Annotated in this window: 22 protein-coding genes and 1 pseudogene; 7 read left to right on the top strand and 16 right to left on the bottom strand. The window is 54.4% G+C overall.

Annotation, left to right across the window (positions count from 1 at the left end):
• Nucleotides 1-109: 109 nt before the first annotated feature.
• The 6 genes and pseudogenes from cuyB to NXT09_RS00275 all read right to left on the bottom strand — a co-directional run bounded on the left by cuyB (nt 110) and on the right by NXT09_RS00275 (nt 5,551).
• Nucleotides 110-839: pseudogene (cuyB, locus tag NXT09_RS00300) on the bottom strand (cysteate racemase).
• Nucleotides 836-1,849, bottom strand: a complete 1,014-nt coding sequence (gene cuyA, locus NXT09_RS00295; RefSeq protein ID WP_268578459.1) for a D-cysteate sulfo-lyase — start codon at nt 1,847-1,849, stop codon at nt 836-838. The pseudogene cuyB and the gene cuyA overlap by 4 nt, the downstream one beginning before the upstream one ends.
• A gap of 21 nt (nt 1,850-1,870) precedes the next feature.
• Nucleotides 1,871-2,674: an ABC transporter ATP-binding protein gene (locus NXT09_RS00290; protein WP_240584954.1), complete on the bottom strand. Its 804-nt coding sequence runs from the start codon at nt 2,672-2,674 to the stop codon at nt 1,871-1,873.
• Nucleotides 2,671-3,444 carry an ABC transporter permease gene (locus NXT09_RS00285; RefSeq protein WP_268578458.1) on the bottom strand — a complete coding sequence of 258 codons (774 nt, stop codon included), beginning with the start codon at nt 3,442-3,444 and terminating at the stop codon, nt 2,671-2,673. Before NXT09_RS00285 ends, NXT09_RS00290 begins: the two co-directional genes overlap by 4 nt.
• A 6-nt stretch (nt 3,445-3,450) precedes the next feature.
• A complete protein-coding gene (locus tag NXT09_RS00280; RefSeq protein ID WP_268578457.1) occupies nt 3,451-4,464 on the bottom strand; it encodes a taurine ABC transporter substrate-binding protein in 1,014 nt (337 codons plus the stop codon).
• Nucleotides 4,465-4,528: 64 nt separating this feature from the next.
• On the bottom strand, nt 4,529-5,551 hold the full coding sequence (locus NXT09_RS00275; RefSeq protein ID WP_268578456.1) for a malate/lactate/ureidoglycolate dehydrogenase: 1,023 nt from the start codon (nt 5,549-5,551) through the stop codon (nt 4,529-4,531).
• 319 nt (nt 5,552-5,870) lie between these two features.
• Between NXT09_RS00275 and NXT09_RS00270 the strand changes: the two genes are divergently transcribed.
• The 4 genes from NXT09_RS00270 (at nt 5,871) to NXT09_RS00255 (ending at nt 9,861) form a co-directional block, all read left to right on the top strand.
• On the top strand, nt 5,871-6,893 hold the full coding sequence (locus NXT09_RS00270; RefSeq protein WP_240585697.1) for an ABC transporter substrate-binding protein: 1,023 nt from the start codon (nt 5,871-5,873) through the stop codon (nt 6,891-6,893).
• Between the two features lie 54 nt (nt 6,894-6,947).
• Nucleotides 6,948-7,814 (top strand): ABC transporter ATP-binding protein, encoded by an 867-nt coding sequence (locus tag NXT09_RS00265; protein WP_268578455.1) that lies wholly within the window; start codon nt 6,948-6,950, stop codon nt 7,812-7,814.
• Nucleotides 7,774-8,640 carry an ABC transporter permease gene (locus NXT09_RS00260; RefSeq protein WP_268578454.1) on the top strand — a complete coding sequence of 289 codons (867 nt, stop codon included), beginning with the start codon at nt 7,774-7,776 and terminating at the stop codon, nt 8,638-8,640. The genes NXT09_RS00265 and NXT09_RS00260 overlap by 41 nt, the downstream gene beginning before the upstream one ends.
• 117 nt (nt 8,641-8,757) lie before the next feature.
• Entirely contained in the window at nt 8,758-9,861 is a 1,104-nt protein-coding gene (locus NXT09_RS00255; RefSeq protein ID WP_268578453.1) for an iron-containing alcohol dehydrogenase family protein, read from the top strand.
• A 75-nt stretch (nt 9,862-9,936) separates the two neighbouring features.
• On the opposite strand, the gene gltP is transcribed toward NXT09_RS00255, so the two are convergent.
• Complete coding sequence (gene gltP, locus NXT09_RS00250) at nt 9,937-11,253, bottom strand: glutamate/aspartate:proton symporter GltP (RefSeq protein WP_039287555.1); 1,317 nt, start codon at nt 11,251-11,253, stop codon at nt 9,937-9,939.
• 300 nt (nt 11,254-11,553) lie between these two features.
• Here gltP and NXT09_RS00245 point away from each other — a divergent pair, with 300 nt between their 5' ends.
• Nucleotides 11,554-11,760, top strand: a complete 207-nt coding sequence (locus tag NXT09_RS00245) for a hypothetical protein (protein WP_268578452.1) — start codon at nt 11,554-11,556, stop codon at nt 11,758-11,760.
• On the opposite strand, the gene cbl is transcribed toward NXT09_RS00245, so the two are convergent.
• Nucleotides 11,748-12,701 carry an HTH-type transcriptional regulator Cbl gene (gene cbl, locus NXT09_RS00240; protein ID WP_010285215.1) on the bottom strand — a complete coding sequence of 318 codons (954 nt, stop codon included), beginning with the start codon at nt 12,699-12,701 and terminating at the stop codon, nt 11,748-11,750. The genes NXT09_RS00245 and cbl overlap by 13 nt on opposite strands.
• Before the next feature lie 486 nt (nt 12,702-13,187).
• On the opposite strand from cbl, the gene NXT09_RS00235 reads away from it, so the two are divergent.
• Together NXT09_RS00235 and NXT09_RS00230 are read left to right on the top strand one after the other, a co-directional pair.
• A complete protein-coding gene (locus tag NXT09_RS00235; protein WP_268578877.1) occupies nt 13,188-14,021 on the top strand; it encodes an AraC family transcriptional regulator in 834 nt (277 codons plus the stop codon).
• 248 nt (nt 14,022-14,269) lie between these two features.
• Nucleotides 14,270-15,265: a DMT family transporter gene (locus NXT09_RS00230; protein ID WP_268578451.1), complete on the top strand. Its 996-nt coding sequence runs from the start codon at nt 14,270-14,272 to the stop codon at nt 15,263-15,265.
• A 36-nt stretch (nt 15,266-15,301) separates the two neighbouring features.
• Here the strand turns inward: NXT09_RS00230 and NXT09_RS00225 are convergent, their stop codons facing one another.
• From NXT09_RS00225 to NXT09_RS00190, 8 genes are all read right to left on the bottom strand, one after another.
• Nucleotides 15,302-15,799, bottom strand: coding sequence for a TlpA family protein disulfide reductase (locus NXT09_RS00225; protein ID WP_174869314.1), 498 nt, complete (start codon nt 15,797-15,799; stop codon nt 15,302-15,304).
• Nucleotides 15,786-16,502 (bottom strand): ABC transporter ATP-binding protein, encoded by a 717-nt coding sequence (locus NXT09_RS00220; protein WP_268578450.1) that lies wholly within the window; start codon nt 16,500-16,502, stop codon nt 15,786-15,788. The genes NXT09_RS00225 and NXT09_RS00220 overlap by 14 nt, the downstream gene beginning before the upstream one ends.
• 4 nt (nt 16,503-16,506) lie before the next feature.
• A complete protein-coding gene (locus NXT09_RS00215; RefSeq protein ID WP_306417416.1) occupies nt 16,507-17,646 on the bottom strand; it encodes an ABC transporter permease in 1,140 nt (379 codons plus the stop codon).
• Nucleotides 17,636-18,925 (bottom strand): ABC transporter permease, encoded by a 1,290-nt coding sequence (locus NXT09_RS00210; protein WP_268578449.1) that lies wholly within the window; start codon nt 18,923-18,925, stop codon nt 17,636-17,638. The genes NXT09_RS00215 and NXT09_RS00210 overlap by 11 nt, the downstream gene beginning before the upstream one ends.
• 2 nt (nt 18,926-18,927) lie before the next feature.
• The gene (locus NXT09_RS00205) at nt 18,928-20,325 is read right to left on the bottom strand and encodes a Fe-S-containing protein (protein ID WP_268578876.1); all 1,398 of its coding nucleotides are present in this window, start codon (nt 20,323-20,325) and stop codon (nt 18,928-18,930) included.
• 154 nt (nt 20,326-20,479) lie between these two features.
• Entirely contained in the window at nt 20,480-21,007 is a 528-nt protein-coding gene (locus NXT09_RS00200) for an iron transporter (RefSeq protein ID WP_010285198.1), read from the bottom strand.
• Between the two features lie 120 nt (nt 21,008-21,127).
• The gene (locus NXT09_RS00195) at nt 21,128-23,032 is read right to left on the bottom strand and encodes an FTR1 family iron permease (RefSeq protein ID WP_268578448.1); all 1,905 of its coding nucleotides are present in this window, start codon (nt 23,030-23,032) and stop codon (nt 21,128-21,130) included.
• A 543-nt stretch (nt 23,033-23,575) separates the two neighbouring features.
• Entirely contained in the window at nt 23,576-25,255 is a 1,680-nt protein-coding gene (locus NXT09_RS00190) for a methyl-accepting chemotaxis protein (RefSeq protein ID WP_268578447.1), read from the bottom strand.
• Between the last annotated feature and the right edge of the window lie 319 nt (nt 25,256-25,574).

Here is a 25,574-nt window from a genome sequence, read left to right as displayed (position 1 = left end):
TATCCCTAAACGCCGTCCAGCAATGGGCGGCTTTTTCATGGCGTGCCCTGCGGCACGCCCCCCTCACGGGTCGTCTCAAGCGACGTTGAAAAACGCACTATGAGTTTTTTTATCTTTGCAGCCAAATACGAACGCAGGCCTGTGCCAGTGCTCGTGTCGGATCGATGCTGATACCTCGCCAGCGTGATGATACCGTCTCCAGTGCAGGAGGAACTTCCGTGCAGGCCAGCACCAGACGTTCCGCACCTCGTGCTACCAGTTGCGCAGCAAGCTGATCCAGCAAGCTGATCCAGCAAGCGTCCGCCGTGCTGTAACTCTCCGCGTTTTACCGCATAGCATCCCGGCACGAAGAGCGTCGCCATTTCCTGCTCGTTCGGTACCACGGTTTCAGCCCCTAACTGCGCGGCAAAACGCTGCTGATACCATCTGGCATTTAGCGTCCCGTGAGTCGCAATCAGCCCGATTTTACGCGGTGCTTTCTTTGCCTCCGCAGGCAGTGTGATGGCGTGTAACGTGGCATCAGCAATATGTACCAGCGGTGCATGGCTTTCCTCCGCCAGCGCATCAAACCAGTGGTGTGCCGTATTGCACGGCACCACGATATGGCTGACTGACAAGCGATTAAGCTGCCGAACGGCATGCAAAAGCATCGGCAATGGGGATTCGCCCGTTCCTGCCAGTGCCTGTTGGCGATCTGGAATCTGCGGCACATTCCAGGCAACCACTGGCACATGATCCTGATCGCGGCTGGCTGGTGTTTCTTCAATGATTTTATGCAGCAGATCGACCGTCGCCAGCGGCCCCATACCACCTAGCACACCAATCAGCGGCGAACTCATTGTGCGGCCGTTTGTTCGAACAGTTGACGGTAACCAAACAGCCCAGCCGACCCGCCGGTATGGATGAAGACGATGTTTTCATCGACGCGAAAATGTCCCTGACGAATCAGGTCGATCAACCCCGCCATGCCTTTGCCGGAATAGACAGGATCGAGCAGAATCCCTTCCAGTTGCGCCAGCAGCCTGAGCGCCTCCAGCGTTCCCTCGGTTGGAATACCGTATCCTTTGCCGACGTAGTCACTGTTCACCTGCACAGCACTGCGCGGCAGTTCGCCCGGAATACCGAGCAGTTGCCAGGTGCGCTGCGCTAATGCGTAAACATTTTCTTCCTGCTTCGCTTTCGGCGCTCTGACGCTGATGCCTAACAAGGGAATCTGGCTGTGTGTTGCCGTCAGTCCAGTCACCAATCCCGCCTGTGTTCCCGTGCTACCCGTCGCATGGACAATATGATCGATGCGCAGACGCTGCTGGCTGGACTGAAACAACAACTCTTCCGCGCAGGCGACATAGCCTAGTGCGCCTACCGGACTGGAGCCGCCGCCGGGAATGACATAAGGTTTCAATCCTTCTTTACGCAGTGATTCTGCCAGCGTTTCCATCGCCTGCTGCATGTCCGTTCCAGCGGGCAGATGATCGACAATTTCACCACCAAGCAGATGATCCAGCAGCACGTTGCCGGAACGCTGGTAGTCTTCGCCGTAGTCCTCTACGCGCTTTTCCAGCAGTACTTTGGTTTTCAGCCCCAGCTTTGTCGCCGCCGCAATGGTTTGTCGTACATGGTTAGACTGCGTCGCGCCCTGCGTGATAATGATATCCGCGCCCTGCTGTTGCGCATCGGCGAGCAGGAATTCCAGTTTGCGGGTTTTATTCCCACCCGTTGCCAGCCCTGTAGCATCGTCGCGTTTGATATAAATCGTCGGGCCGCCCAGATAGGCAGACAGATTCGGCAATGCCTCCAGCGGCGTGGGAAAATGGCCCAGAGACAAACGGGGGAATCGGGCAAGGTGCATAATATTCTCCTGAAATTCGGATTACAGATTAAGGTGACGACGCGCTTCTTCACGAACGCGATGTAAAATACGCTGCTTCAATGCGGCGTAGTCAGGATGCCGTGCCAGCGTCTCAATGTCTCTTTCGCGGCCAAATGGCAGCGGGATCGCTTCTGCAATACGACCGGGACGCGCGGACATCACCAATACCCGGTCAGCCAAGAACAGCGCTTCGTCCACGTCATGCGTGACAAATAACAGCGTGGTGCCGGTTTTTTGCCAGGCAGATAGCAGCAGTTCCTGCATCATCAAACGGGTTTGTGCATCCAACGCGCCAAACGGCTCGTCCATCAGCAACGCCTCGGGATTTGGAAGCCAGGCACGAGCCAGCGCAACCCGCTGTTTCATTCCACCAGAGAGTTGCCAGGGGTAGTGCTGTTGGAATCCTTCCAGCCCGACCAGCGCCAGATAATTTTCTGCTTCACGCTGGAGCTGGGCTTTATTTGCGCCCTGCATCCGTGGTCCAAACGTCACGTTTTCCAGCACGGTGAGCCAGGGAAATAAGTTGGCCTGCTGAAATACCATGCCGCGCGAGGGGCCTGGACGACGAACAACTTCATCACCGCACAGCACGCGCCCCTTATCCGCAGCGTCAAAACCAGCGATCATGTTGAGAATGGTTGATTTTCCGCAGCCAGAAGGACCCAGCAACACCACGAATTCACCTTTGGCGATCTGGAGAGAAACGTCATCCAGCACCGTTAGCGGGCCGCGTTGTGACGGAAATGTGAGGCTAACGTGCTCCACAACAATGTGTGGCGCAACGGGCTGAGAAGGTTCTGTCATGATGATTTACCCGCCCACGGCACGAAGACGCGCTGCGCACCAACCAATAACAGATCGAGCACATAGCCAATGCCGCCTAATAATAAAATGCCCAACATAACAATATCGGTACGCAGATAAGCGCTGGCGTTCATGACCATCCAGCCAATCCCCGAAGTGGCAGCAACCATTTCCGCCGCAATCAAGGACGTCCAACCGATACCAATAGCCAGTCGCACCGTGGTGAACAATTCCGGCAGCGTATCGGGCAAAACGACGTGGAAAAAGATCTGTCGGCGACTGGCACCGAGCGTTTGTGCGACGCGGATACGGGAACGATCCACGCGCTCAACAGCGGCACAAGCCCCCACCACGACGCTGAGAAAAGTCGCGATAAAGATCAGGAAAAATTTGGATGCCTCACCAATGCCCAACCACACTACCGCCAGCGGGATCAGTGCGATTTTAGGCAGTGGCCGGAGAAACTGAACGAAAGGATTAAAAACGGCAGCAATCGGAGGCGATAGCCCCATCAACAGGCCAAGCGGGACACCAAGAATAATGGCGACGCTGAAAGCGCCTAGCGCCCGAGCGACGCTGACGGCAATATGTTCCCATAGCGGCACCTGCCGATAGCCATCCTGCGCCAGTTCCCCAGCGGTCAGGATGATGTCTGACAGTGGCGGTAGCAGCAGCGGATCGACCCACTGCTGCGCGCCTGCCACTTGCCACAACGCGAGCACCGCCGCCACAGACGTGATACTCAATAATACATAAGACGTTCTTTTCACGACCCGTTAATTCCCTTTCGCAGCCTGCTTCAAATAAGAGGAATTAATGGAGTCGGCGAACGATGCAGGAATATCGCGTTGGCGAACTTCGCCGATACTCTCCAGAAAATGCGCCGTTTTTGCGACTGCCTGACCGATACCGCTGCGATCGGTGTTGCTACCGTCACCCAGCCACTGTGCTGTCGCCTGCTGTTCCAGCGTCGGGTATTCCAGCCCTGACAGCGTATTGGTTGCCGTCGTAACGGGCGCACCGACTTCTTTTGCCACAATCGCCGCCGCTTTTTCCGGGTCCTGACGGAACTCATCCACTTTCAACTGGTGTACCCGCAGGAAGCGCGCCACCGTTTCAGGGTACTGCTGGGCAAAAGCCTTTCTGACTACATAGTTGTTGTAAATGAGATAGCCATCTTTTTGCAGATCTTTGGTCGCAAAAATCGCATGCCCGGCGGAGGCTTCCAGCTCCTGCGCGAATGGTGCCCAGACGTAGCCTGCATCAATGTCGCCACGCTTCCATGCCGCCACCATCTCAGCCGGACGTAGCGGAATAAGGGTAATCTTGCTGCGGTCGAGTTTATTCACCGCGATGGCCGCTTCCAGCGCGTACTGCGCTGTGGAATTTGGCGGATAGGCGACACGCCTACCTTCGATATCTTTCAGCGTGGCGATACCAGACTTGGCAATCAGACGCTCGTACGTGGCGATCACGCCAGATACACCGACGATCTCCACCGGCAGTTTCCTGACAATACCGGCTGTCGCTGGGCTGGAACCAAAGTTGGCGATATCTATTGCACTACTGGCGAAATAATTCAGTGCATCAGCACCAGAAGCAAACTGCACCCACTTTACTGGCGCACCCAATGCTTTTTGCAGCGAACCATCGGCTTTGGCTAAGACTAATACCTGCGAACCGCCACTGTAGGCCACGCGCACTTCATCAGGATGTTTTTCCGCCGCCAGTACAGATGTCGTGATTAATAACAATCCACTGACGCCGACAACACTCAATTTATTTTTCATTATTTCCCCTATGGAGTTAAATAAACAACCAGTTAAATAAGTTAATAAATTATTAATTAATCCTTCAGGCCACTTTTTTATTTAAATAAGAGAGTTGCCCCCAACTGACATCATCGACAAAAATACCGTTCTCCTGCCGCTGGCGATAGATTTGCTTTTCTTTATCGCCCGGCAATAATAATTCATCATCATCACGGGACTGACGCACCCATTCTAATAACGCAGGTATTTCCTGCTGATAGGTGGCCGCCCCGCCTAATTTCTGCGGATCGATTAAAATCGACAGCATACTGTTAATAATCTGCTTGCCCTCGCCTTTCGCCGTACGCTCAGTTTTCCCACCGGTCAGCGCCGCCCCCAGTAAAGAGCAAACCAACGAGAGCCCCGATCCTTTATGCTCGCCAAACGGCAACAGCGCGCCCAAAGGCTGTTCCATCAGCCAGCGGGGATCGACCGTCGGGTTACCTTCGTTATCGACGATACAGCCGGGCGCGACCGATTTGCCCTCATTCCAGGCGATACGCGCTTTATTACCCGCAATCACGCTGGTAGCAAAATCCAGAATTATCGGATCGTCATGTTCAACCGGAATCCCGGCACAGAACGGGTTCGTCCCGAAGCGCGCCTGCTGACCCTGCCACGGCAGCACCACCGGTTTGGTATACACGTTGGCGAAATGCAGCGAGACCAACCCGACTTCTGCGGCCTGTTCCGCCCACGCGCCGATACGCCCCAAATGGTGTGCATTAGCTAAACTTACCACCGCCAGACCGTGTGTTTGCGCACGCGCAATGCCTTCCGTCAATGCCTGCTTCGCGACCACCTGCCCGAAGCCCTGCTGCCCGTCAAACGAAATCAGCGGACCGAAATCCAGCGTTTTCTCCGCCAGTGCGTGAGGCGAAAGCCCGCCTTCCCGCATGGCGTCGATATAGCGCGGCAACATACTGACGCCGTGCGAGTCATGCCCTTTCAGGCTGGACTCAACGAGATTATCCGCCACCGTTTCTGCAATTGATGCATCAACGTCATTCTCTGTCAGGCGGTCACGTAAATAATCGCGTAAATAATGATGAGTAAAGACAGGCATATTTTTCTCGGTATAAAAAATGACAATTAACACTAACGCCACTATAACGCGCCGATTTTTATCCATAACTGACAAATAAGACTATCTATAGCGAATATTTAGCTAAGGTGGTTATTTACTTGTTTTCCCTTATTCATCACCAATTAAAAACACCTTTCTTCTAACTTATTCCAAAAAACACTTTATCAGTGACGCACCAAGAAAATAGGATGCCTTCTTTCACACCACCTTTATTACGCATTATTTATTGAAATAATAAATGATGGCTCTGAGCTACTTTATTACCGATTCTATTACTATTAAAAATGAGACAACAATGATGAATCACTCACTCCCCGCGAAAAAATCGACACGTTTCACACACCTTGCTGCCCTGTTCGGCCTGACGCTAACGGCCTTTGGCGCCAGTGCGGAAGGCACAATCAGCATTGCGCAGCAGTTTGGCATTGGCTACCTGATTCTGGATGTGGTGCGCGACCAGAATCTGATAGAAAAGCACGGTAAGCAGCAGGGCCTGGATATCAAGGTAGACTGGCGCACACTTTCTGGTGCGACGGCGATTAACGAGGCGCTGCTATCCGGCGCGCTGGATGTGGCCTCCGCGGGGGTTCCTCCAATGCTGACCGTATGGGATCGCACGCAGGGTCGCCAAAATGTGAAAGCCATCGCCTCGCTCGGCTCCATGCCCAACTATTTACTCAGCAATAACCCAGCGGTGAAGTCTATCCGCGATCTGAGCGATAAAGACCGCATCGCCGTGCCTGCGGCAGGCGTAGGTTTCCAGTCCCGCACGCTGCAAATCGAAACCGCGAAGCTCTACGGCGCGGAAGATTTCAAACGTTTCGATAAGATTTCTGTCAGCCTGCCACATCCCGATGCCAGCGCGGCGCTTATCGCCGGCGGTTCCGAAATCAATGCTCACTTTTCCAGTCCACCGTTCCAATATCAGGCGCTGGAACATGCCAATGTGCACAAGATTCTAAGCTCTTATGACGTGCTGGGCGGTCAGGCAACGTTCAACGTGCTCTACACCACGCAGAAATTCCATGATGAAAACCCAAAAACCTACCGCGCCTTCTATGAGGCGCTGAAAGAAGCGTCCCAGATTATCAAAGCAGATAAAGCCGCAGCGGCAGAAACCTATATTCGGGTAGAAAAATCGAAGCTGGATCCTGAACTGGTCAAACGCATCGTCGCCGATCCCGAAATCGATTTCACTATCACGCCAGAACGCACCTACGTTTATGCCGAAAAGTTGCAGCAGCTTGGCGTGCTGAAAAACAAAGCTGCCTCCTGGAAAGACTATTTCTTTGCTGAAATCCACGACCAACCGGGTAGCTAAGCGGTCAGCACGACCCCATTCGACAAGCATCTCGTCGCTACGCAGGAGAACAATATGACACACCGCTCCCTCGATACCGTCGCCCAGCCACTGTTGCAGGTTGATGGCGTCGGACTGGAATACCGAACCCGTCGCAGTTTGGTTCGCGCCACCCATGATGTGAGTTTCGACGTCTTTCCCGCCGAGCGCTTTGTACTCTTAGGGCCTTCAGGCTGTGGTAAATCCAGCTTGCTCAAATCCATCGGCGGTTTTTTGTCTCCGGTAGACGGCGAAATCCGCCTTGAGGGTCAGCCAGTCACACGTCCGGGCCCGGATCGCATCATGGTCTTTCAGGAATTTGATCAACTGCCGCCGTGGAAAACCGTGCTGGAAAATACGCTGTTTCCGCTGGTTGCCAGCCGTCAGGCAACGCGAGCCGAAGCCGAGGAACGTGCACGCTATTTTCTCGATAAAGTTGGGCTGGCGAAATTTACCGATGCCTATCCGCATACGTTATCCGGTGGAATGAAGCAACGCGTCGCCATCGCGCGGGCGCTGACCATGCAGCCTAAAGTGCTGCTCATGGATGAGCCGTTCGCCGCGCTGGATGCGCTGACCCGACGCAAAATGCAGGAAGAACTGCTGGCGCTGTGGGAAGAGGTGCGCTTCACGCTGCTGTTTGTCACCCACTCGATAGAGGAAGCGCTGATCGTCGGCAGCCGGATTTTGCTGCTCTCACCGCATCCAGGTCGTGTGCGAGCGGAAATCAACTGCCATCAGTTCGCGCTGAGCGATCAAGGCAGTGAAGCTTTTCAAACCACCGCACAGCGTATTCACCATCTTCTTTTTCCAACGGATACTGACGTGCCTTCACCCGTCACCTCTACGCAAGGTAAATCTTATGAGCATCCAGCCCCCCGTGCGGCCCGAGTATCAGCGTGAACTGGCGCCGCTGAAAGACTTCACACTCACCCAGCCTCTGCCGCTGACCACGCGCCTGTGGAATCAGACCTGGATTCGCAAGCTTATACTGTTGGCAGGGCTGCTATTGCTGTGGGAATTCGCCGCACGCTGGCAAAACAACGATCTGATGCTGCCGGGTTTCCTGCAAACCTTTCAGGCATTTCGCGACGATCTCGCCAGCGGCGAACTGCCACATAAAATGGTGGTTTCCCTCGGCACATTGCTAAAAGGCTATGTCATTGGCAGCCTGTTGGCACTGGCCCTCAGCGCGTTGGCGGTATCCACCCGTTTCGGACGCGACCTCTTAGGCACCTTAACCTCCATGTTCAACCCGCTCCCTGCTATTGCGTTACTGCCGTTAGCGCTGCTGTGGTTTGGACTGGGAGAAAAGAGTCTGGTATTCGTTCTCGTCCACTCCGTGATGTGGCCGATGGCGTTGAATACCTATTCCGGCTTTCTCGGCGTTTCGGAAACGCTGCGTATGGCGGGCCGCAACTACGGCCTGACAGGCTTTCGCTACATCAATGCCATCCTGATTCCTGCGGCGCTGCCGTCTATTCTCTCCGGCCTGAAGATCGGCTGGGCGTTTGCCTGGCGCACCCTGATAGCCGCTGAGCTGGTCTTCGGCGCCTCCAGCGGCAATGGCGGTTTGGGCTGGTACATCTTCCAGAACCGTAACGAGCTTTACACCGACCGCGTTTTCGCCGGACTGGCATCCGTCATCATCATCGGACTACTGGTTGAAGGGCTGGTGTTTTCCACCATCGAAAAGGTCACGGTGAAACGCTGGGGAATGCAGCGCTAAAGGTCATTCTGGTTATGCGAAATCTAGCCATTGATAGCCAGAATTGTTCTTTTGCGGCACTCGATATCGCTGTTACAACTGATTTATCTTTTCCCACAGAGATGAGAGATCGCGACCATGATTGCAATACAAGCGCCACAAACCTATCTGAATCGTGACGGCGTCATTCGTTCTGTCGGCGACTATGCGGCACCTTACGCCAGCACAATACTGATTATTACCAGTCCACAGGCATGGAAAACGACGGCAGATGCTGTCGAACGCAGCCTCAATGAGCACGGTTTACACTATCAGATCGAATTTTTGCCGGGTGATTGCACCAAACCCGCAATAGAAGCGATGACTGCACAGGCGCGTGCCTTCAACGTGGAACTGATTTTAGGCATTGGCGGCGGGCGCGTGCTGGATGTCGCCAAAGCCGTCGGCGACATTTTGGGACAGTTGCCCGTCATTGCCGTGCCCACCATTGCCGCTACCTGCGCCGCTTGGTCACCGATCAGCGTAATATACAGCGATAGTGGTGCGCACAACGGCCCCTTTGCGCTAACGCGGTTACCGGTGTGGGTACTGGTGGACAGCGAGATCATCGCTCACAGCCCTTCACGTTATCTCAAAGCCGGTATCGTGGATGCGCTGGCGAAGTGGTATGAATTCCAACCTTATTTGCGTCACGGCGATGATGGGCTGGCGTTAGCGCTTAAAGCACAGGCGGCGAAACTGGCTGTGGAAACATTTAATACGTATGGCGAACAGGCCATCGCGGATAACGAACAAGGTCTGGTCACGCCGGCGCTGCGCCGTGTGATCGATGCCGTTATCGCGCTAGCGGGCGTCGCGAACAGCATGAAAGATGAGGTGCCACGCATCGGCGTTGCCCATGCCATTCACAACAGCATGACGCGTCTGCCGGAACTACACGACTGGCTGCATGGTGAGAAAGTAGGTTTTGGTCTGGCCGCACAGGCCTTTCTGGAACACGATAGCGACGCTGATCGCGAAGAACTCTTCACCCAACTGCGCCGCTACGGTAGCCCGATAACGCTAAGCGCCCTCGGTCTGAATGAACGCCCACAGCTGGTTGAAAGCATCGCGCAGCACGTGAAAATCGCACCGAAAATTGCTTCACGTCTGCCTTTCGCCACGGATGCCGAACGAATCCAACAGGCGCTGTGGCGCACGCAAACGCTAGAAACCCACGTGATAGATAGCCATGCGGCATGACGGTGGATTAAGAAAAAACGGGCGCCTCGATCACTCGATGCGCCCGCTGCATAGGTTACTTGAAAGGGTTTGGGATTATCCCTGTTGGGCAGGCTGCGTGCTTATCCCTTTAAGCTCACGCTCATAGGCCCGCGCTTTCTGCTCATCGAACTGGTTTTCCCACTTGGCAATGACCAGCACCGCCAGTGCATTCCCTACTACATTCAGCGCGGTACGCGCCATGTCGAGGATACGGTCAACGCCAGCAATAAATGCCAGACCTTCCAACGGAATACCGACACTGCCCAGCGTAGCCAGCAGTACGACAAACGACACGCCCGGTACGCCGGCAATACCTTTAGACGTCAGCATCAGCGTCAGTACCAGCACGATTTCCTGCCCAATCGACAGTTCAATGCCGTACAGCTGCGCGATGAAGATCGCCGCAATGCTCTGGTACAGCGTAGAACCATCGAGGTTAAAGGAGTAACCGGTCGGCACCACAAAGCTGGTAATCGACTTCGGCGCGCCATAGGCTTCCATTTTTTCGATGATGCGCGGCAGCACGGTTTCGGAACTGGCGGTGGAGTACGCGAGGATCAGTTCATCTTTGAGAATACGGATCAAGATGGTGATACGCAGCTTACACAGACGCGCGACGATACCGAGCACCACCAGCGCGAAGAAGAAAATCGCGGCGTACACCAGCATAACCAGCTTGGCTAACGGCCACAGCGACGCAAAACCGAAGTTGGCCACCGTGACGGAAATCAGCGCAAACACCCCAACAGGCGCATAACGCATGATCATGTGTGTCACCTTGAACATGGTTTCCGACACGCCGCGGAAGACATTCAGCAGTGGTTCGCGGTGATCTTTCGGCAACGAAGATAGCCCTAAACCAAACAATACCGAGAAGAAGATAATCGGCAGCATGTCACCGTGTGCCATCGCGGCGAAGATATTCGGAGGAATCAGCGACAGCACCGTCCCCACCAGACTGTGCGAACCGCTCTGCACCTGCTCGGTGGTCTTTTGATACTGCGAGATATCAACAGCGGTCAGCGTCGACATGTCGATGCCGTGACCCGGCTGGAAGACATTCGCCAGCGTGATGCCAAGGATAATCGCTACCGTCGTGATGATTTCAAAATAGAGGATGGTTTTGAAGCCGATACGCCCGAGCTTCTTGGCATCCCCTACGCCCGCAATCCCGACAATCAACGTGGCGATGACAATCGGGACAACAATCATTTTAATCAGGCGGATAAAGATGTCGCCCGCGGGGCTAAGAATATTGCTGATAAGCCACTGGCGGCTTTCTTGCTGTTCATGCAGTACGGCACCGAGTGCAATACCCAGAACCAACGCGATAAGGATTTGCCAGGCAAGGCTGATTTTTTGTGTTTTCATCGTCATTTTCCGTTTTAAACTCCCCGCCATCACAAACATGGCGCTAGCGCGACTCCGGCGCAATACGAACCGAAAAAATCAACGTGGAGGTGACTGACTAGTGAGAAGGATGTCTGATGGATTACCCCGTCATACTTCAAGCTGCATGCGCGCTATTCAAAACGCACACGTTTTGTCCTGCCACTCGAATTATTTAGGGTAAATGTTCTAGTGCGATACCAAAATCATTAACATAATTATTCAATAAAAACGCACAAGTATTTGTATCGATTAACAAAAATTCAGACATAAGTTATTGTTATGGCGGGAATACTACTATTGCAGCACGATCAGATCAAGCAGATTATCGGCACGATAAACCATATTTATGCTGAATCGAGCACAGAAAACGGCGGGTATCGCGATACAAAAAATCGCGACAAAATCGAAAGAAAAACACCTGCCCAGTCAGAAAAACGCTGGCTGGGCATCGGGTTAGGAAAGCGCGCTATCCGTCAGATTTGGTAATCAATAACCGCTTCATCGTTATCCGAGAACACCTTATCTTTAATGTCATCCAGCGACAGTTCTGTATTACACAGCTGAATAAATTTCCAGGCATAGTTACGCTGTAACTGACCCTTTTTTAACCCCAGCCAGACCGTGTTCGCTTCAAACAAATGCTCGGCATTCAACCGTACCAGACCTTTGTCTCGCACTGGATCGAATGACATATCGGCCACAATCCCCACCCCAAGCCCCAGCTCGACATAGGTTTTAATCACATCCGAATCCTGTGCGCTCAGCGTAATATCCGGCGACATACCCACCGCCTGAAACGCGCGATCCAGACGCGAACGACCGGTAATTCCCTGACGATAGGTGATTAACGGCTCCGCATTGAGCATTTCCAGCGTAATCACCGGCTCCTGCGTCAGCGGATGGTGCTCCGGCACAATTACCGAATGGTGCCAGCGATAGTAGGAGAACGCCGCCAGCGAGGGATCGTTAATCAACTGCTCACTGGCAATACCGATATCGGCCTCACCGGAATGGAGCATCGCCACGATTTCATCCGGCGTGCCCTGATTCAGCACCAGACGCACCTGCGGATACAGAGAGCGGAAGGCTTTAATCACCGGCGGCAGGCTGTAACGCGCCTGCGTATGCGTGGTCGCGATCACCAACTGGCCGGTGTCGTTATTGGTGAAGACATTCGCCAACCGCCGAATATTGCTGGCGTCATTCAGGATGCGCTCAGCCACTACCAGCAGCTCTTTTCCTGGTTCGGTCATGCCTAACAGGCGTTTGCCGCGACGGATGAAGATCTCAATCCCCAGCTCTTCTTCCAGCTCACGGATGTGGCGGCTCACGCCGGATTGAGAGGTAAACAGCGTATTCGCCACCTCGGTCAGGTTGTAATTGCACCGTGCTGATTCACGAATAATCTTCAGTTGCTGAAAGTTCACCTTTCACTCCCTTGTCCTTTATTACAGATAGCAATATTGATGCAAGTAATGAGAGCCAGAACAAATAAGCAAATGGAGTTGATTATATTTTTTTATACTAACGGTATGTCTGTCGCGCTATCTTATCTAACAAGGAATAGAGATAAATAGTAGAATCAACTAGTTATAAAAAATCACCATTGCCACGCGCACACCGTTAATCAACCATTTCGCTATGATTTATGCCTTTCTGGTCTATTTATCTCAGCGCTTTTATTCTCTGTTTTCGCTATTTCCGTACACGCTAAATAGAACGCACGACTTCAAGCTGACGTGCTATACCCCAAATAATTCGAGTTTCAGGAAGGCGGCAAGAGAGGGAATCCCGATGAGCTTACACAAGTAAGTGATTCGGGTGAGTGAACGTAGCCAACGCACATGCAACTTGAAGTATTACGGGTATATCACTGCTATGATGAAGGTCAGGATCAGCGACGGGGTAGCAGCATGCAGGGCGTACCGGAACACTTTACCGATGAAAGAGACTATGCCCAGTTCCGGCATTTGCCGACTCTGCCCGGCATTGAGCTTTACCACGCGCATATCTGCCGTTATGCCTTTGAGCCGCACACGCATGAGGCGTTTGGCATCGGCACCATCGACGACGGTGCGGAGCGATTCCGCTATCGTGGAGCCAAGCATATTGCGCCTGTCGATTCGTTAGTGTTGATGAACCCTGATGAGCTACATACGGGGGAATCCGCGACGGAAGACGGTTGGCGCTATCGCATGATCTACATTCCACCCGATGTGCTGGAGAGCGTCTCCGGCGAGAAAGGCTGGTGGTTTACCGACGTCGTACGCCACGATCCCGCAACTGCACGCCAGCTGGCGATGACGCTGGCCGCGCTGTGGCAGACGACCGATCCCTTGGCGAGTGAAAGCCTGCTGCTGTCGCTGATTGCGCTTTTCCGGCCTCACGCGCACATTGCCCAACGCCAGAGGATTGAGCCGCTGCACCGCTTTGATGTGGTGAAAGCCTATCTGCGGGAGAATTTCGCCCACACGATTACCTTAAAAGAGCTGGCGGCGCTGGTTTCCCTGAGTCCGTATCATTTCCTGCGCCAGTTCAAAGCCCAGTTTCACGTCACGCCACACCAGATGCTGATGGCAATTCGGCTGTATGAAGCCAAACAGATGCTGACACGTGGCATGGCTGCCGCGCATATCGCCGCCGCCGTCGGGCTGACCGATCAGGCGCATCTGACCCGTACCTTCGCCCAACGCTATGGCGTCACGCCCATTCGCTACCAAAAGCAGGTGTATCCGGCTCAGCGCTAACGCTTTCAGCACGCATGCCGTCATCGTTACCCCACAGATGATATACCCTAAATAATTCGAGTTGCGTGAAGGCGGCAACCGAGCGAATCCCCAGGAGCTTACACAAGTAAGTGACTGGGGTGAGTAAGGGCAGCCAACGCACAAGCAGCTTGAAGTATGACGGGAATAAACAGCAATATCCTACAATCATTCGACACCGACTCTCCCTAGACTGGCGCGATGCACTATTGTGAACAAACGGGTTTATCATGCTGATAGGGGTTTTATTTGCGCTTGCCGCCGGACTGATGTGGGGGCTGATTTTCGTTGGGCCATTGATCGTACCGGACTACTCTGCGGCTTTGCAGTCCACCGGACGCTATCTGGCTTTTGGGCTGATTGCCTTACCGCTGGCGTGGCTCGATCGCCGTCGTCTGCGCCAGTTAACCCGCAGCGACTGGCTGGAGGCTACGAAGCTCACCATCATCGGTAATCTGCTGTACTACTTCCTGCTCGCCAGCGCGATTCAGCGCACGGGCGCACCGATTTCAACGATGATTATCGGCACCCTGCCCGTGGTGATTTCCGTTACCGCCAATATGTTGTACAGCAAGCACGATGGCCGCGTGGCCTGGCGTCGGCTGCTGCCTTCGCTGCTGCTGATTGCGGCTGGGCTAGTTTGCGTCAATATTGCGGAACTGAAAGGAACCACCGTCGAATTCGATTTATGGCGTTACGCCAGCGGCATTGCGATGGCGTTTCTCGCCGTGGTTTGCTGGACTTGGTATCCGCTGCGTAACGCCCGCTGGCTACGCGACCACAAAGGCAATACGCCGACCACCTGGGCTACAGCGCAGGGGCTGGTCACGCTACCGCTGGCGCTCTTGGGTTATCTGCTGGTGTGCGGCCATCTGGCGCTAACGGACAGCACCTTTACGCAGCCGTTCGGCCCACGGCCTGAGGTTTTTATCCCGCTGATGCTAGCGATTGGGCTGTTTTGTTCGTGGATCGGTACGCTGTTCTGGAACGAAGCCAGCCAGCGCCTGCCGACGGTACTGGTAGGGCCGCTGATTGTGTTTGAAACGCTGGCGGGGCTGACCTATGCCTTCATCATCCGGCAATCCTGGCCGCCGCTGCTAACGCTCTGCGGCATCACCTGCCTGATTGTCGGGGTGATCTACGCTATGCGGGTGAAACCGGAACCTGTCGTTGTGAAAAAATCAACGGTGGTAGAAGTCCCGATGCCGGCTTCACGAACCGAATAAACGCACGCCTAAGAGGCTGTGGAAATAAGCCGGTCTTTATGTCCGGCTTGCCAGCTTCTGAAACAGCGCGGTCAGCTGTGCTTCATCTCTCGCCCCCTGATGCTGATCGGTCACCTTGCCGTTGGCATCAATAATAAACGAGGTTGGCGTGCCACTGACCTGATAGCGCTCTTTGGTAATGCCCAACTGATCGCGCACCACCGGATAGGTCACCTTGTGGTGTGCCAGCATCGAGGTGATGTCTACGCCGTCAGGGTCGGTGTTAACCGCCACCACCACCACTTTATCGCCATACTCCTTACTCAGCTTCTCCAGCGCGCCCATTTCCACCATGCAGCCGCCACAGCCCGACGACCAGAAATTCAGGTACACGCTTTTCCCCTGCCAGCGCGACAGTTCTACCTGCTGCCCCGCCAGATCGTAGGCCGCCAGCGCCGGTGCCTGCGCCCCGACGCTAACCTGTTCTTCCTTACAGCCGCTCAGCGCCACTGCGCCCAGCAGGCACAGTGCGGTAATCCCGTTACGCCATTTCATGATGATTCACCTCTTCACCGAAATACTTGCCGTGTTGCAGGCGGATAATGCGGTCAGCAAACCGTCCCAGCTCAGGATTGTGCGTCACCATCACAATGGTGCGCCCCTGCCGATGCAGATCTTTCAGTAGATCCAGCACCCGCCGTTCATTCTCTTCATCCAGATTCCCCGTCGGTTCATCGGCGAAAATCACCGGAGGCTCATTCACCAGCGCACGGGCGATACACACGCGCTGATGCTCACCGCCGGAAAGCTGGCTCGGTAAGTGATCGACGCGATGCGCCAGCCCAACCTGTTCCAGCACGCGCTGCGCCGCCGCTTCATCCACCACGCTGTGGTAATGCTGCGCCAGCATCACGTTTTCCAATGCGGTCAAAAATGGAATCAGGTGGAACTGCTGGAATACCAGCCCAATCTTATCGGCCCGAAACTGGCGTCGCCCTTCTTCATCCAGCCCAGCGGCATCGACACCGTCCAGCAATACCTGTCCTTCACTCACCGTATCCAGACAGGTGAGAATATTCATCAGCGTGGTTTTACCCGAACCGGACGCGCCCATGATGGCGACGAACTCGCCGCGCGCGATGCGGATATTGATGTTCTCCAGCGCAGTAATCTGACCAAAGCGTTTATAGAGCTGGCGAGTTTCAATCACCGCCTCCGCGGCCTGCGCCCTTTCCTGCGCGTTCACCTCTACAGACATCGAACTACTCTCCTTTCAAGACTTTGGCTGGTTCGACGTAGATCGCCCGCCGAGTAGGAACCACCGCCGCAACGGCAGCAACCAGCAGAGACAGCGCCAGCGTGAGCGGGAACACCGGTAAACGCAGCGAGATCGTCGCGTTGAATACGGCCATCCCCAGCACCTGTGCCAGCAGATAGCCCAATAGCAAACCGCATAACACGGCCGCCAGCGCGATAATGCCGGTTTCCGCCAGCATCTGCCGGATGATGTCTCGCCCGCTTGCCCCCAGCGCTTTCTGTAGCGCGAATTCGCGGGCGCGTTCGCCGACAATCGCCATCAGCGTCGTGTTCACACACAGCGAAGACAGCACGAGGATCACCGCCGATACCAGCCCCATCAGCCCCTTGATTTTATTCAGTACCTGACCTTCCGACGCCGACACTTTCAGGATCGGGCGGATCTCCAACTGCGGATACTGCTGCTGGAGCTGTGCCGCAAAGCGATCGACCTGCCCCAGATCGTTGCTGACGCTCAGCAGCGCATTACTGATCGCACCTTCTTTATCCAGCCACTTTTGCGCCAGCTCCAGATTCACGATCAGCATGTTGTCCGTCGCATCGCCGGATTCCACGATGCCTTTGATCTGCAACCGCTGCTTCCCGCCGTCGCCCACCAACGTGATGCTGTCGCCAACTTTGACGTTCAGCCGCTCCGCCAGCTTCACCCCGATCATGGCATTACGGTCATCGAAGCTGACGCCAATCCAGTTACCCGTGACCTGCCAGTACGGTGCCAGCTGTCGCAGCGATTCGAACCACACGCCCATCAGCACCACTTTCTCCAGCTCCGTACGCGCCATACCGTACAGATAAGGGCTGGACGCATTGATTAACCCAGCCGGTGCGTTGTCGATAATCGGTTGAAACGTACTCTGTGGGATCGTATTGCCCCGCGCCGGACCGATGTAAAAATTCGCCCCGAAGGTGCGCAGCTCCTGACTCATCTTGGCGTTAATATCGAAATAGACGGCAGACATCGCCGTCACAATCGCCGCTCCGACCATCAGCGCCGCGAACACCACGCTGACGCGCTGCATACGCAGCCGCAGCGCGCGGAACACCAGCCGCCAGAACATACTGTTCATCCAGCCATTAGCGCCCATACAGCACCTCCACCGGATACAGTTTGGCGATCCGGCGCGCCGGGAACCACGTTCCGATGATGGCGATCAGCATCGAGATCACTAGCACACAAGGAATAACAATCCACGCGAAACTCAACGGTACGCCGAACAGCATCAGGCCAATGGCCTTCGCCAGCCCCCAGCCGGCGACGCAGCCCGCAATTCCGCCAGCCAGCCCGCTCAACGCCGCTTCGAGATAAAACAGCAGCATGATCTGCCACTGACGTGCACCCAGCGCTTTCATCAGCCCGATCTCTTTGGCCCGTTCCATGATGGTGCTGGTCATCAGCGAGGCAATCCCCATCGCTGCCGCCACCAACGCGGCGAAGGTCACCACCGCCAGAAGCAGCTGGATCTTGTCGATCACCACGCCTTCCGAGGCGGCGACCTGCCAGATAGGCCGCACCACCGAGCCAGAAATGGCTTCTTCCAACTGGTGCGCAATCGAAGAGACATAAGCGGTGCAGTACCAGAGGTCATACTCTTCGGCGTTCAGCGCTTCCAGATTTTCCCGCGCCCGCCGTGACAGTTCGTTTTCCGGCACGGTCAGCGCCGATACGCGAATCGCCTGAATTTTACCGGCCAACCCCAGTAGCGATTGCACCGTTGCCAGCGGCATCACCAGGCGGCTTTCTTCATCACCGCCGCTGCTCAGAATACCGCTCACCTCTACCGTTGCGTCGCCTTTTGCGCCGTGCAGCGCGAGTTTATCCCCGACTTTCCAGCCTGTTTGTGCCGCCAGCTGTTTTCCCACCAGCGTTTGCACCACATTGTCCGTCGTCACCGGTTCCTGCGGCCACTGCCCGGCCACCTGCCAGTAAGGGCTAACGGTCATTTGTCCCGTGCGATAGTCTTCTTCATCCGGCACCGCAACAGGCTGAGAAAAGAAGGTGCCCAGCACGGCAATCGGCTGTCCCTTGATCTCAACATCACCGCTCAGCAGCGGCGCAAAGCCGACAATGTTGTTGCGCCAGAAGATATCTTTGATGTTCGGCAGCTCGGCTTCATCCAGAAAATCCTGCCCTTCCAGCGGGTTACTGCGCTCGCCAAACAGCGCGGGTAGCGCCGCTTGCCCTGCTGGCTCAATCAAAATATTCGCGCCGTAAGACTTCAGCTCGCGCGCCATTTTGTCGCCGATGTCGATAGACACCGCCAGCAGCGCGGAGATCAGTCCCGCTGCCAAAAACACGGTCAGCACCGCCAGCGATTTACGCCGGATATTTCTGCGCCAGGACTGACGTAACAGTCGCCACAGCATGATTATTCCCCCTCAGCCTGCTCGCCAGCCGCCACTTTGGCAGTGGCAAATTTCGCGGGACTTTCGCGGAAGCGGTTGTAGTTGGCCTCCGACGAGAAGAAGTACGTTTTACCGCCGTAGCGATATTTATGTTCCGCACTCACGTTAGTCAGTTTGGAGCCATCAACCGGGTCGATAACTTCCATCGACACCACCGTCGAGAAGTAATTAGTACCTGCCGCCAGTGACGCCCGTTCAATCACCAGTTCGTTATCGTCGTTGCTCCACCCTTCGATCGGCACCGGATTACAGCCGCCCGCCTTCCCAATAGAAGGAATGAAGATATGCACGCCGCAGGCGACACAAATCACCTGATTGCCTTCCATCACATAGCCCTGATCGCCGCACAGCAAACAGGCATCAAACACCACGCCCAGACGCAGGCGATCGGGATAGCGGTTAATGATGAAGAAGCGCACGGCCTTGCCGTCATCGGCAATCCACACGAAGCGATGCAGCTTGCCATCACGCACTTGCTCAATCGGAATATGCACTTTGCCATCGGCCGCCAGCGTCACCGGCTGTGCTTCCGACAGACGAGGCGGCTGCGACGCGACCTTGTCCCAATAGAGCTGGGCCAGCACTACCACCAACAGCGCCGTGACCGTCGCCAACAGCGTGCGGCGCAGCGTGCGATAGCCTGCCGTCGCTTTACGCTTTTCAATCGCCTCATGCGTGGCCAGCATCTGGCGACGCGCATGAAGTAGCGGCCAAACCAGCCCGACAGCCAGCGCAGCCATGAACAATGCACTGAGGTAATTTAATAAATACGCGCTGTTGGTGACGTGTGCCACATAGCTCAAGCGCGGCTTGGTGAGCCCCAGCACCTGTAATTTCATCAACAGCAGTAGCAGGTTGCCGCTTATCGGCAACAGCAGAAGTGCGACCAGCAGCGCCAGCAATGGCCAGCGCAGTATACGAATGCGGCGCACGATCATGCCGCACAGCGCGGCACAGAACACCAGCCAGCCAAACGCCAGCACCACGGCGCTGAAATTCAGCAGCAGATCGGTATTCACCACATGGATAGTCGTCAGCGCGGTCAGATTGGGATCGTTGCCCCAATGCACCGCCGCGCCCGCCACCAGCAGCGCCTGCCACAGATAGCCAATACGCGGGTGGGAAAAACACTGACAGGCAAGAAACAGGGTCAAGGCCAGCGCTTGAAGCGCCGTAAAGCCCAGCAGAAACGCCTGTCCGTTAGGAAAATGCACGCCAATAAACGTACCGGCGAACAGCGCCAGCAGCGTGGTCCAACCCAGCGATCTAACCGTCGGCGTGGAACGATGGCTCCAGTTCAGCCCCAGCAATAGCGCTATCGGCAGGAAGGATTGAAGTGTCGTGATAAAGAAATAACTCATATTCTCGTCATACTTCACGTTGCAGGTGCGTTGGTTGAGCGTGATGCTGGGTGGCATCAGTACACGAACCGAAAAATCGCCGCCTCTGCGAGCCACGATAACGACCCACAGAGGCGTGAACATGGCCGCGACAGAACATCGCGGACAGAAGACCTTATTCTAAGCCGACGTATTTGAAGTCAAAGCTGACATCAAACGGTTTCCACCAGCGGCCTACGCCCGTTTCACCATCGGTGTGGCGGTGCATACCGGCTTTTGATGGCGGATCGATGTGGTAAGTCACTTTGTAGTTACCCACGCCCATCATTTTGATGTTCGCGCCGTAGTGCGGGCCATCGCTGGCCACCATCGGCATGAATGTACCTTCCTGCTTCGCACCGGTATCGGTGTTAGTCAGGGTGTAAGCGATGGTCAGGAACGGCATCCACTCGCCGGCACCGAAACCATTCTTGTTGCCTTCAGCGGCGTGAATATCAGCTTCCAGATGGATGTCCGCTTTCGCAGCAGGCAGGCCCATCCCACGCGGTTCCATATCGATAGGTTGCAGATAAACAGCGGCAATTTCCATTTCGTTCATGGAAACAGGCTCACCTGCTGGGTATTCTTTAAACGCCAGCGCGGCAGGCGCAGTGAAAATACCGGCAATAACTGCACCCGCAATCAGACTTTTTTGCATATTCATCAAACCCATCCTCATCTCAGTCGTCCCTCCTCGCTTAATTCGCCAAGCGATTGGGGTTGTTATGGTTATTTGCTGCTCTTATTGCTTTCAGTAGTAAATTAACGTCGGATGCTTGCTTTATCAGACGGCAGACGCCCTGCGCCGCATCACCCACAGGGCGATTAACGCCGCGACCACCAGCACCCCTTGTGGAATCAGCGTTTCCACATAAGGATAAATCCCCAACCCGCTGATTTCCGGCACGCCGGTCAGCAGCGTTGGTTCAAACAGCTTGCCTTCGATCAGTTCCAGCACGCCTTTACCCGCGAACACAAACGCCATCAGGTACATAAAGCAGCCGGTAAACATGAAGAACGGCTTCAGCGGCAGTTTGACGATGGTGTAGCGCATCACGAAGTAGGCGATCAGCAGGATCACACAGCCGATGGCAAACCCGGCCAGAATGGAGAGGTGCCCCGCCATGTTGCTGGCATCACCGACCAGCGCGTAATAGAACAGCACCGTCTCCGCGCCTTCGCGGTACACGGCCAGAAAGCTGGTGAGCCACAGGCCAATCATTGAGCCGCTGCTTAGCGAATGGGACAGTTTACCTTCCAGATAGGCCTTCCAATGCCGTGCTTCCACTTTGGACAACAGCCAGTAGCTCATGAAGAACAGCATCACGACGGCAATCAGCATCGTAATGCCTTCCAGCAGCTCACGGCTGGCACCGGAATTGGTGAACACGAGTTGGAAAATGACAGCGGTAATCACGCTACACAGCAGTGCGACGTAAACCGACTGGCGAATCAGCGGCAGCTTGTCCTGCTGATTGTTTTTCACCAGATAGGCCACGATCGCCGCCACAATCAGCAAGGCTTCCAGCCCTTCGCGCACAATAATCAGCAGGCTGTAGATCAACAGGCTCCAGTGTGTTTCGCCGCCGTCGCCCAGCATGGTCACCGCCTTCGCCAGTTCCTGCTGCAACGCATCGGCCTGCCCTTGCAGCTGCTCCGCAGGCTGTTTGGCGTTCATCAGGCTCACCAGACGGGTGAAATACCCTTCCAGCGTCGATTTGAACGCCGCATCGCGAGAACCAATTTTGTTCTCCATGCCGGTGGCTTCAAACAGATCGAAATAGGTGTCCTGCACCGCCATGATGGCAGGTTTGACCTGACCCTGACGGTACTGCGCGATCGCCACGGCAATGGCCTGATTGATATCATCGGCGACTTTCGCCCAGTTTGCGTCCGGCACGGCACCCGTATCGGCGTTCGCGGCAGGTGTTGCCGTGGCCTGCTGGCTGTCTCGCGTTGTTGGCAATCCCGGCAGGACATCTTCGATATCCTGCAACAGCGTGGTGACCCGATAGGCGACATCCGTCAGTTGATCGGGTTGACTGGCTAGGGTAATCAGCGCGGAGAATTGTTGATTAATGGAGGCGGCCTGCTGCGCTGAGCGATTCTGTCTGACCGACATCTCCATTTCAGAGTTTTTAAAACCCTGATAGTGCGCCTGCTGCACGCTCTGGCTGGCCTTTTTGTAATCGCCAGCCTGATATTCGGTCACGGCCTGCGCGAGCTGGTCATCGATGATTTTGAAACTCTGCTGCCAGTACGGCGCGATCTCAGCATTGTCATAGGCACCGTGCTGCTCCTGTGCGACCAGCTTGTGTCCTTCCGACAGCACCGGCAGAACGGCATCCAGTTCGCCCTTCAGCCAGGAAATTTTGGCCTGCACCTCGGCCTGCGGTTTTCCTTCGCCAATCATGCGGCGGATTTCACCGAAGGTCGCTTCCAACTGATAGCTTTTCTGCGCGGAAATGTTGATACGGATGGAGCCTTCAAGGTTTTCAAACACCTCGAAATAGGCCATCTGAACTTCGGTGCGGGCATCATCCGGCTTTTGTTGCTCATAGAGCTGAGCCGTTTTATCCAGCCGGGTTTCGATATCTTGAATAAATGAGGCGTAATCGGTCGCGGCAACTGCCACTGAACAACTCAACAGCCAACACAACACGAGAAGCGTTTTTTGCCAGATAGACATAAGCGAGTGATGAAGCACAAATGATATTTATTCTTATTATCACTTTGAAGCCGCCATCTGTCTTGATTTACGTCACGAAAACATGAGCAACAACCACTTTAGTGTGTAACAAATAATTTCAAATTTAACTGAATGCCAATAAATTCCGTTTTATTTCTATAACCCCAGAAAAACACAGCTTTTTAATCTCAAAAACGACAAAAAACCACCAATTAAATATAGCAATAACTATGCCACTATTTTAAATAAGCCATCCAAACGCTAGATACACCCGTCTTAAAATGGCATTTCTTTACATTAACACAGTCAGATTTACAGAGAAAAACGCCATTTTCCCTCAGTAATCCAACGCATTACACGCGTCACGGCTAACGCGCTTCACCGATTATTTTTAGGCGATGACACTGCTATTCAAGTCAACCTGACGTTCAAGCGATAACCCGCGATCAACAGAACCGAGCAGATTCCTTTCCGCCCGGCTCGCAACCCGCCTCGTGGGCTATCTTACGTTCAACGTCTGTCGCGTAGTTAACCCGCTACGGATCAGAATTTTTCCCATCCTTCACCGTTGCGACCCTGTGCCGACAGTAGCGGCGTAGCACTCTGCCCAACCGCGCGATGGACGGGGGCGGAGACCGCCTGACGGGAAAAAGACATTGTCGGATCGCAATCTGAATCCAGATCGAACACATCCACCACGGCAGATAGCTCACTGGATTGTTCATCCAGACGGGCGGCCGCTTCCGCCGATTGGGTCACCAACAGTGCATTTTGCTGCGTGACGCTATCCATTTCATGCACTGCCTGGCTAATTTGCGTAATACCGCGCGTTTGTTCATCCGTTGCCGCTGCGATTTCGCTAATCAGATCGTTCACGTGGGCGATAGCGGTGATAATTGACGTCATTGCTTCGCCGGATTGTTTCACCTGTCCCGCGCCAGTTTCTACCCGCGAAACCGATTCCGCAATCAGCGCCTCAATCTCTTTCGCCGCCTGCGCACTGCGCTGCGCCAGAGTTCGAACCTCACCCGCCACCACGGCAAACCCTCGTCCTTGTTCACCCGCACGCGCCGCTTCAACCGCCGCGTTCAGCGCCAAAATATTGGTCTGGAATGCGATGCTATTAATCACCGAGGTGATATCGGAAATTTGCCGGGAACTGGCACTGATCCCTTCCATCGTCGTCATCACATTGGTGCTGATATCCCCACCTTTTTTCGCCATGTCGGCGGCGTCCTGCGCCAGCTTACGTGCCTGATGTACGTGATCGGTGGTTTGACGCACCGTCGAACTAATCTCTTCCATACTCGCAGCCGTCTGCTGCAGTGCCGCAGCCTGCTGCTCCGTACGGCTGGAAAGATCATCATTGCCATCCTTAATGTTCGACGTCCCGTTGTTGATTTCCGTCGTACTTTGCCGGATGACGGTCACCGTATCACGCAAACTTTTCTGCAACCGCTTGATATCGGGAATCAACCGCCCTGCACAGTTCTTGCCGAATTCCGCCAGTTCACAGCCTAAGCGGCCCGCAGTCAGCTGCGACAGGTGCGATTTCAGTACGGCAATCGGTATCACCAAATAGTTTCTCAGGTAATACTCGGTGAAAATCAGCACAATGATCCCAATGAACATCCCTGCAATAAGTGCATTGCGGTTTTTATCATTGTGTTCATTCACACTTGGAATCAACGAAGAGGCGGTAATACCGTCCGAATATCGCTTGATATTCTCTCCAAACGTCAGGCTGACAGGAGGATAAACTGAGCGGAAAATTTGTCGGAATGCTTCGGGATCGTTGCGTTGCAGCGCCGCATTCATCGGATCGATAGAAGAAGAGATCAGTGTGTTCCAGGTATTCTTCACCGCATCAACCGTTGCCTGATCGACACCAACGTGCTCCGCTGTCTGGAACTTATCCAGCGCTTCTTTGGTGTTTTTGATCGCACTCTGTGCCATTTCCAACGTCTGTTTGGCGTTTTCTGGCTCATTGCGCTGCAAATAATCCATGGTTCTTTCCATACGAGTTACAGCCCGAAAATATTGATCGGCGCCATAGACCAGATGGGAATACGTTTTTCGCTGAGTCTCACTTTTATCAAGCAAATTCGTAACCTGATAAAGCGAGTAAAGACTGAATCCTGATGCCACTCCCCATGCCACTAACAGGGAAGCCACTATGATCAGCACCATTAATTTTATGCTGACATTTCTTAGAAATTCCATAATGCACTCCGCGACGTTAACAAATACCGCCCGCACGCTCTGTCGGAAAAGTATTTACTTTTTACCCATGACGGTGCCGCCCGTTGTCTCGCGCCCTTATCCCACGCGAGCTAACAGACGTTCTGGAATTCCCTGATTCATGCCCCATTAGATGGGAAACTAAGCTAAAAAAATTAACGAATAGAATGCGTTATCTTCCTTGAGATACCAATTTCCGTTGTTTTAAACAGCCGACAGGCATGACTACCCCAGCCCAATCGGTGGCACATAGAGTTAATATCGTCAAAAACAGTATAGGCATTAACGGATAAAGAGGATG

The organism is Pectobacterium jejuense (assembly GCF_026800125.1).
GTDB classification, from domain to species: domain Bacteria; phylum Pseudomonadota; class Gammaproteobacteria; order Enterobacterales; family Enterobacteriaceae; genus Pectobacterium; species Pectobacterium jejuense.
This window is presented reverse-complemented; position numbering and strand designations above follow the sequence as displayed.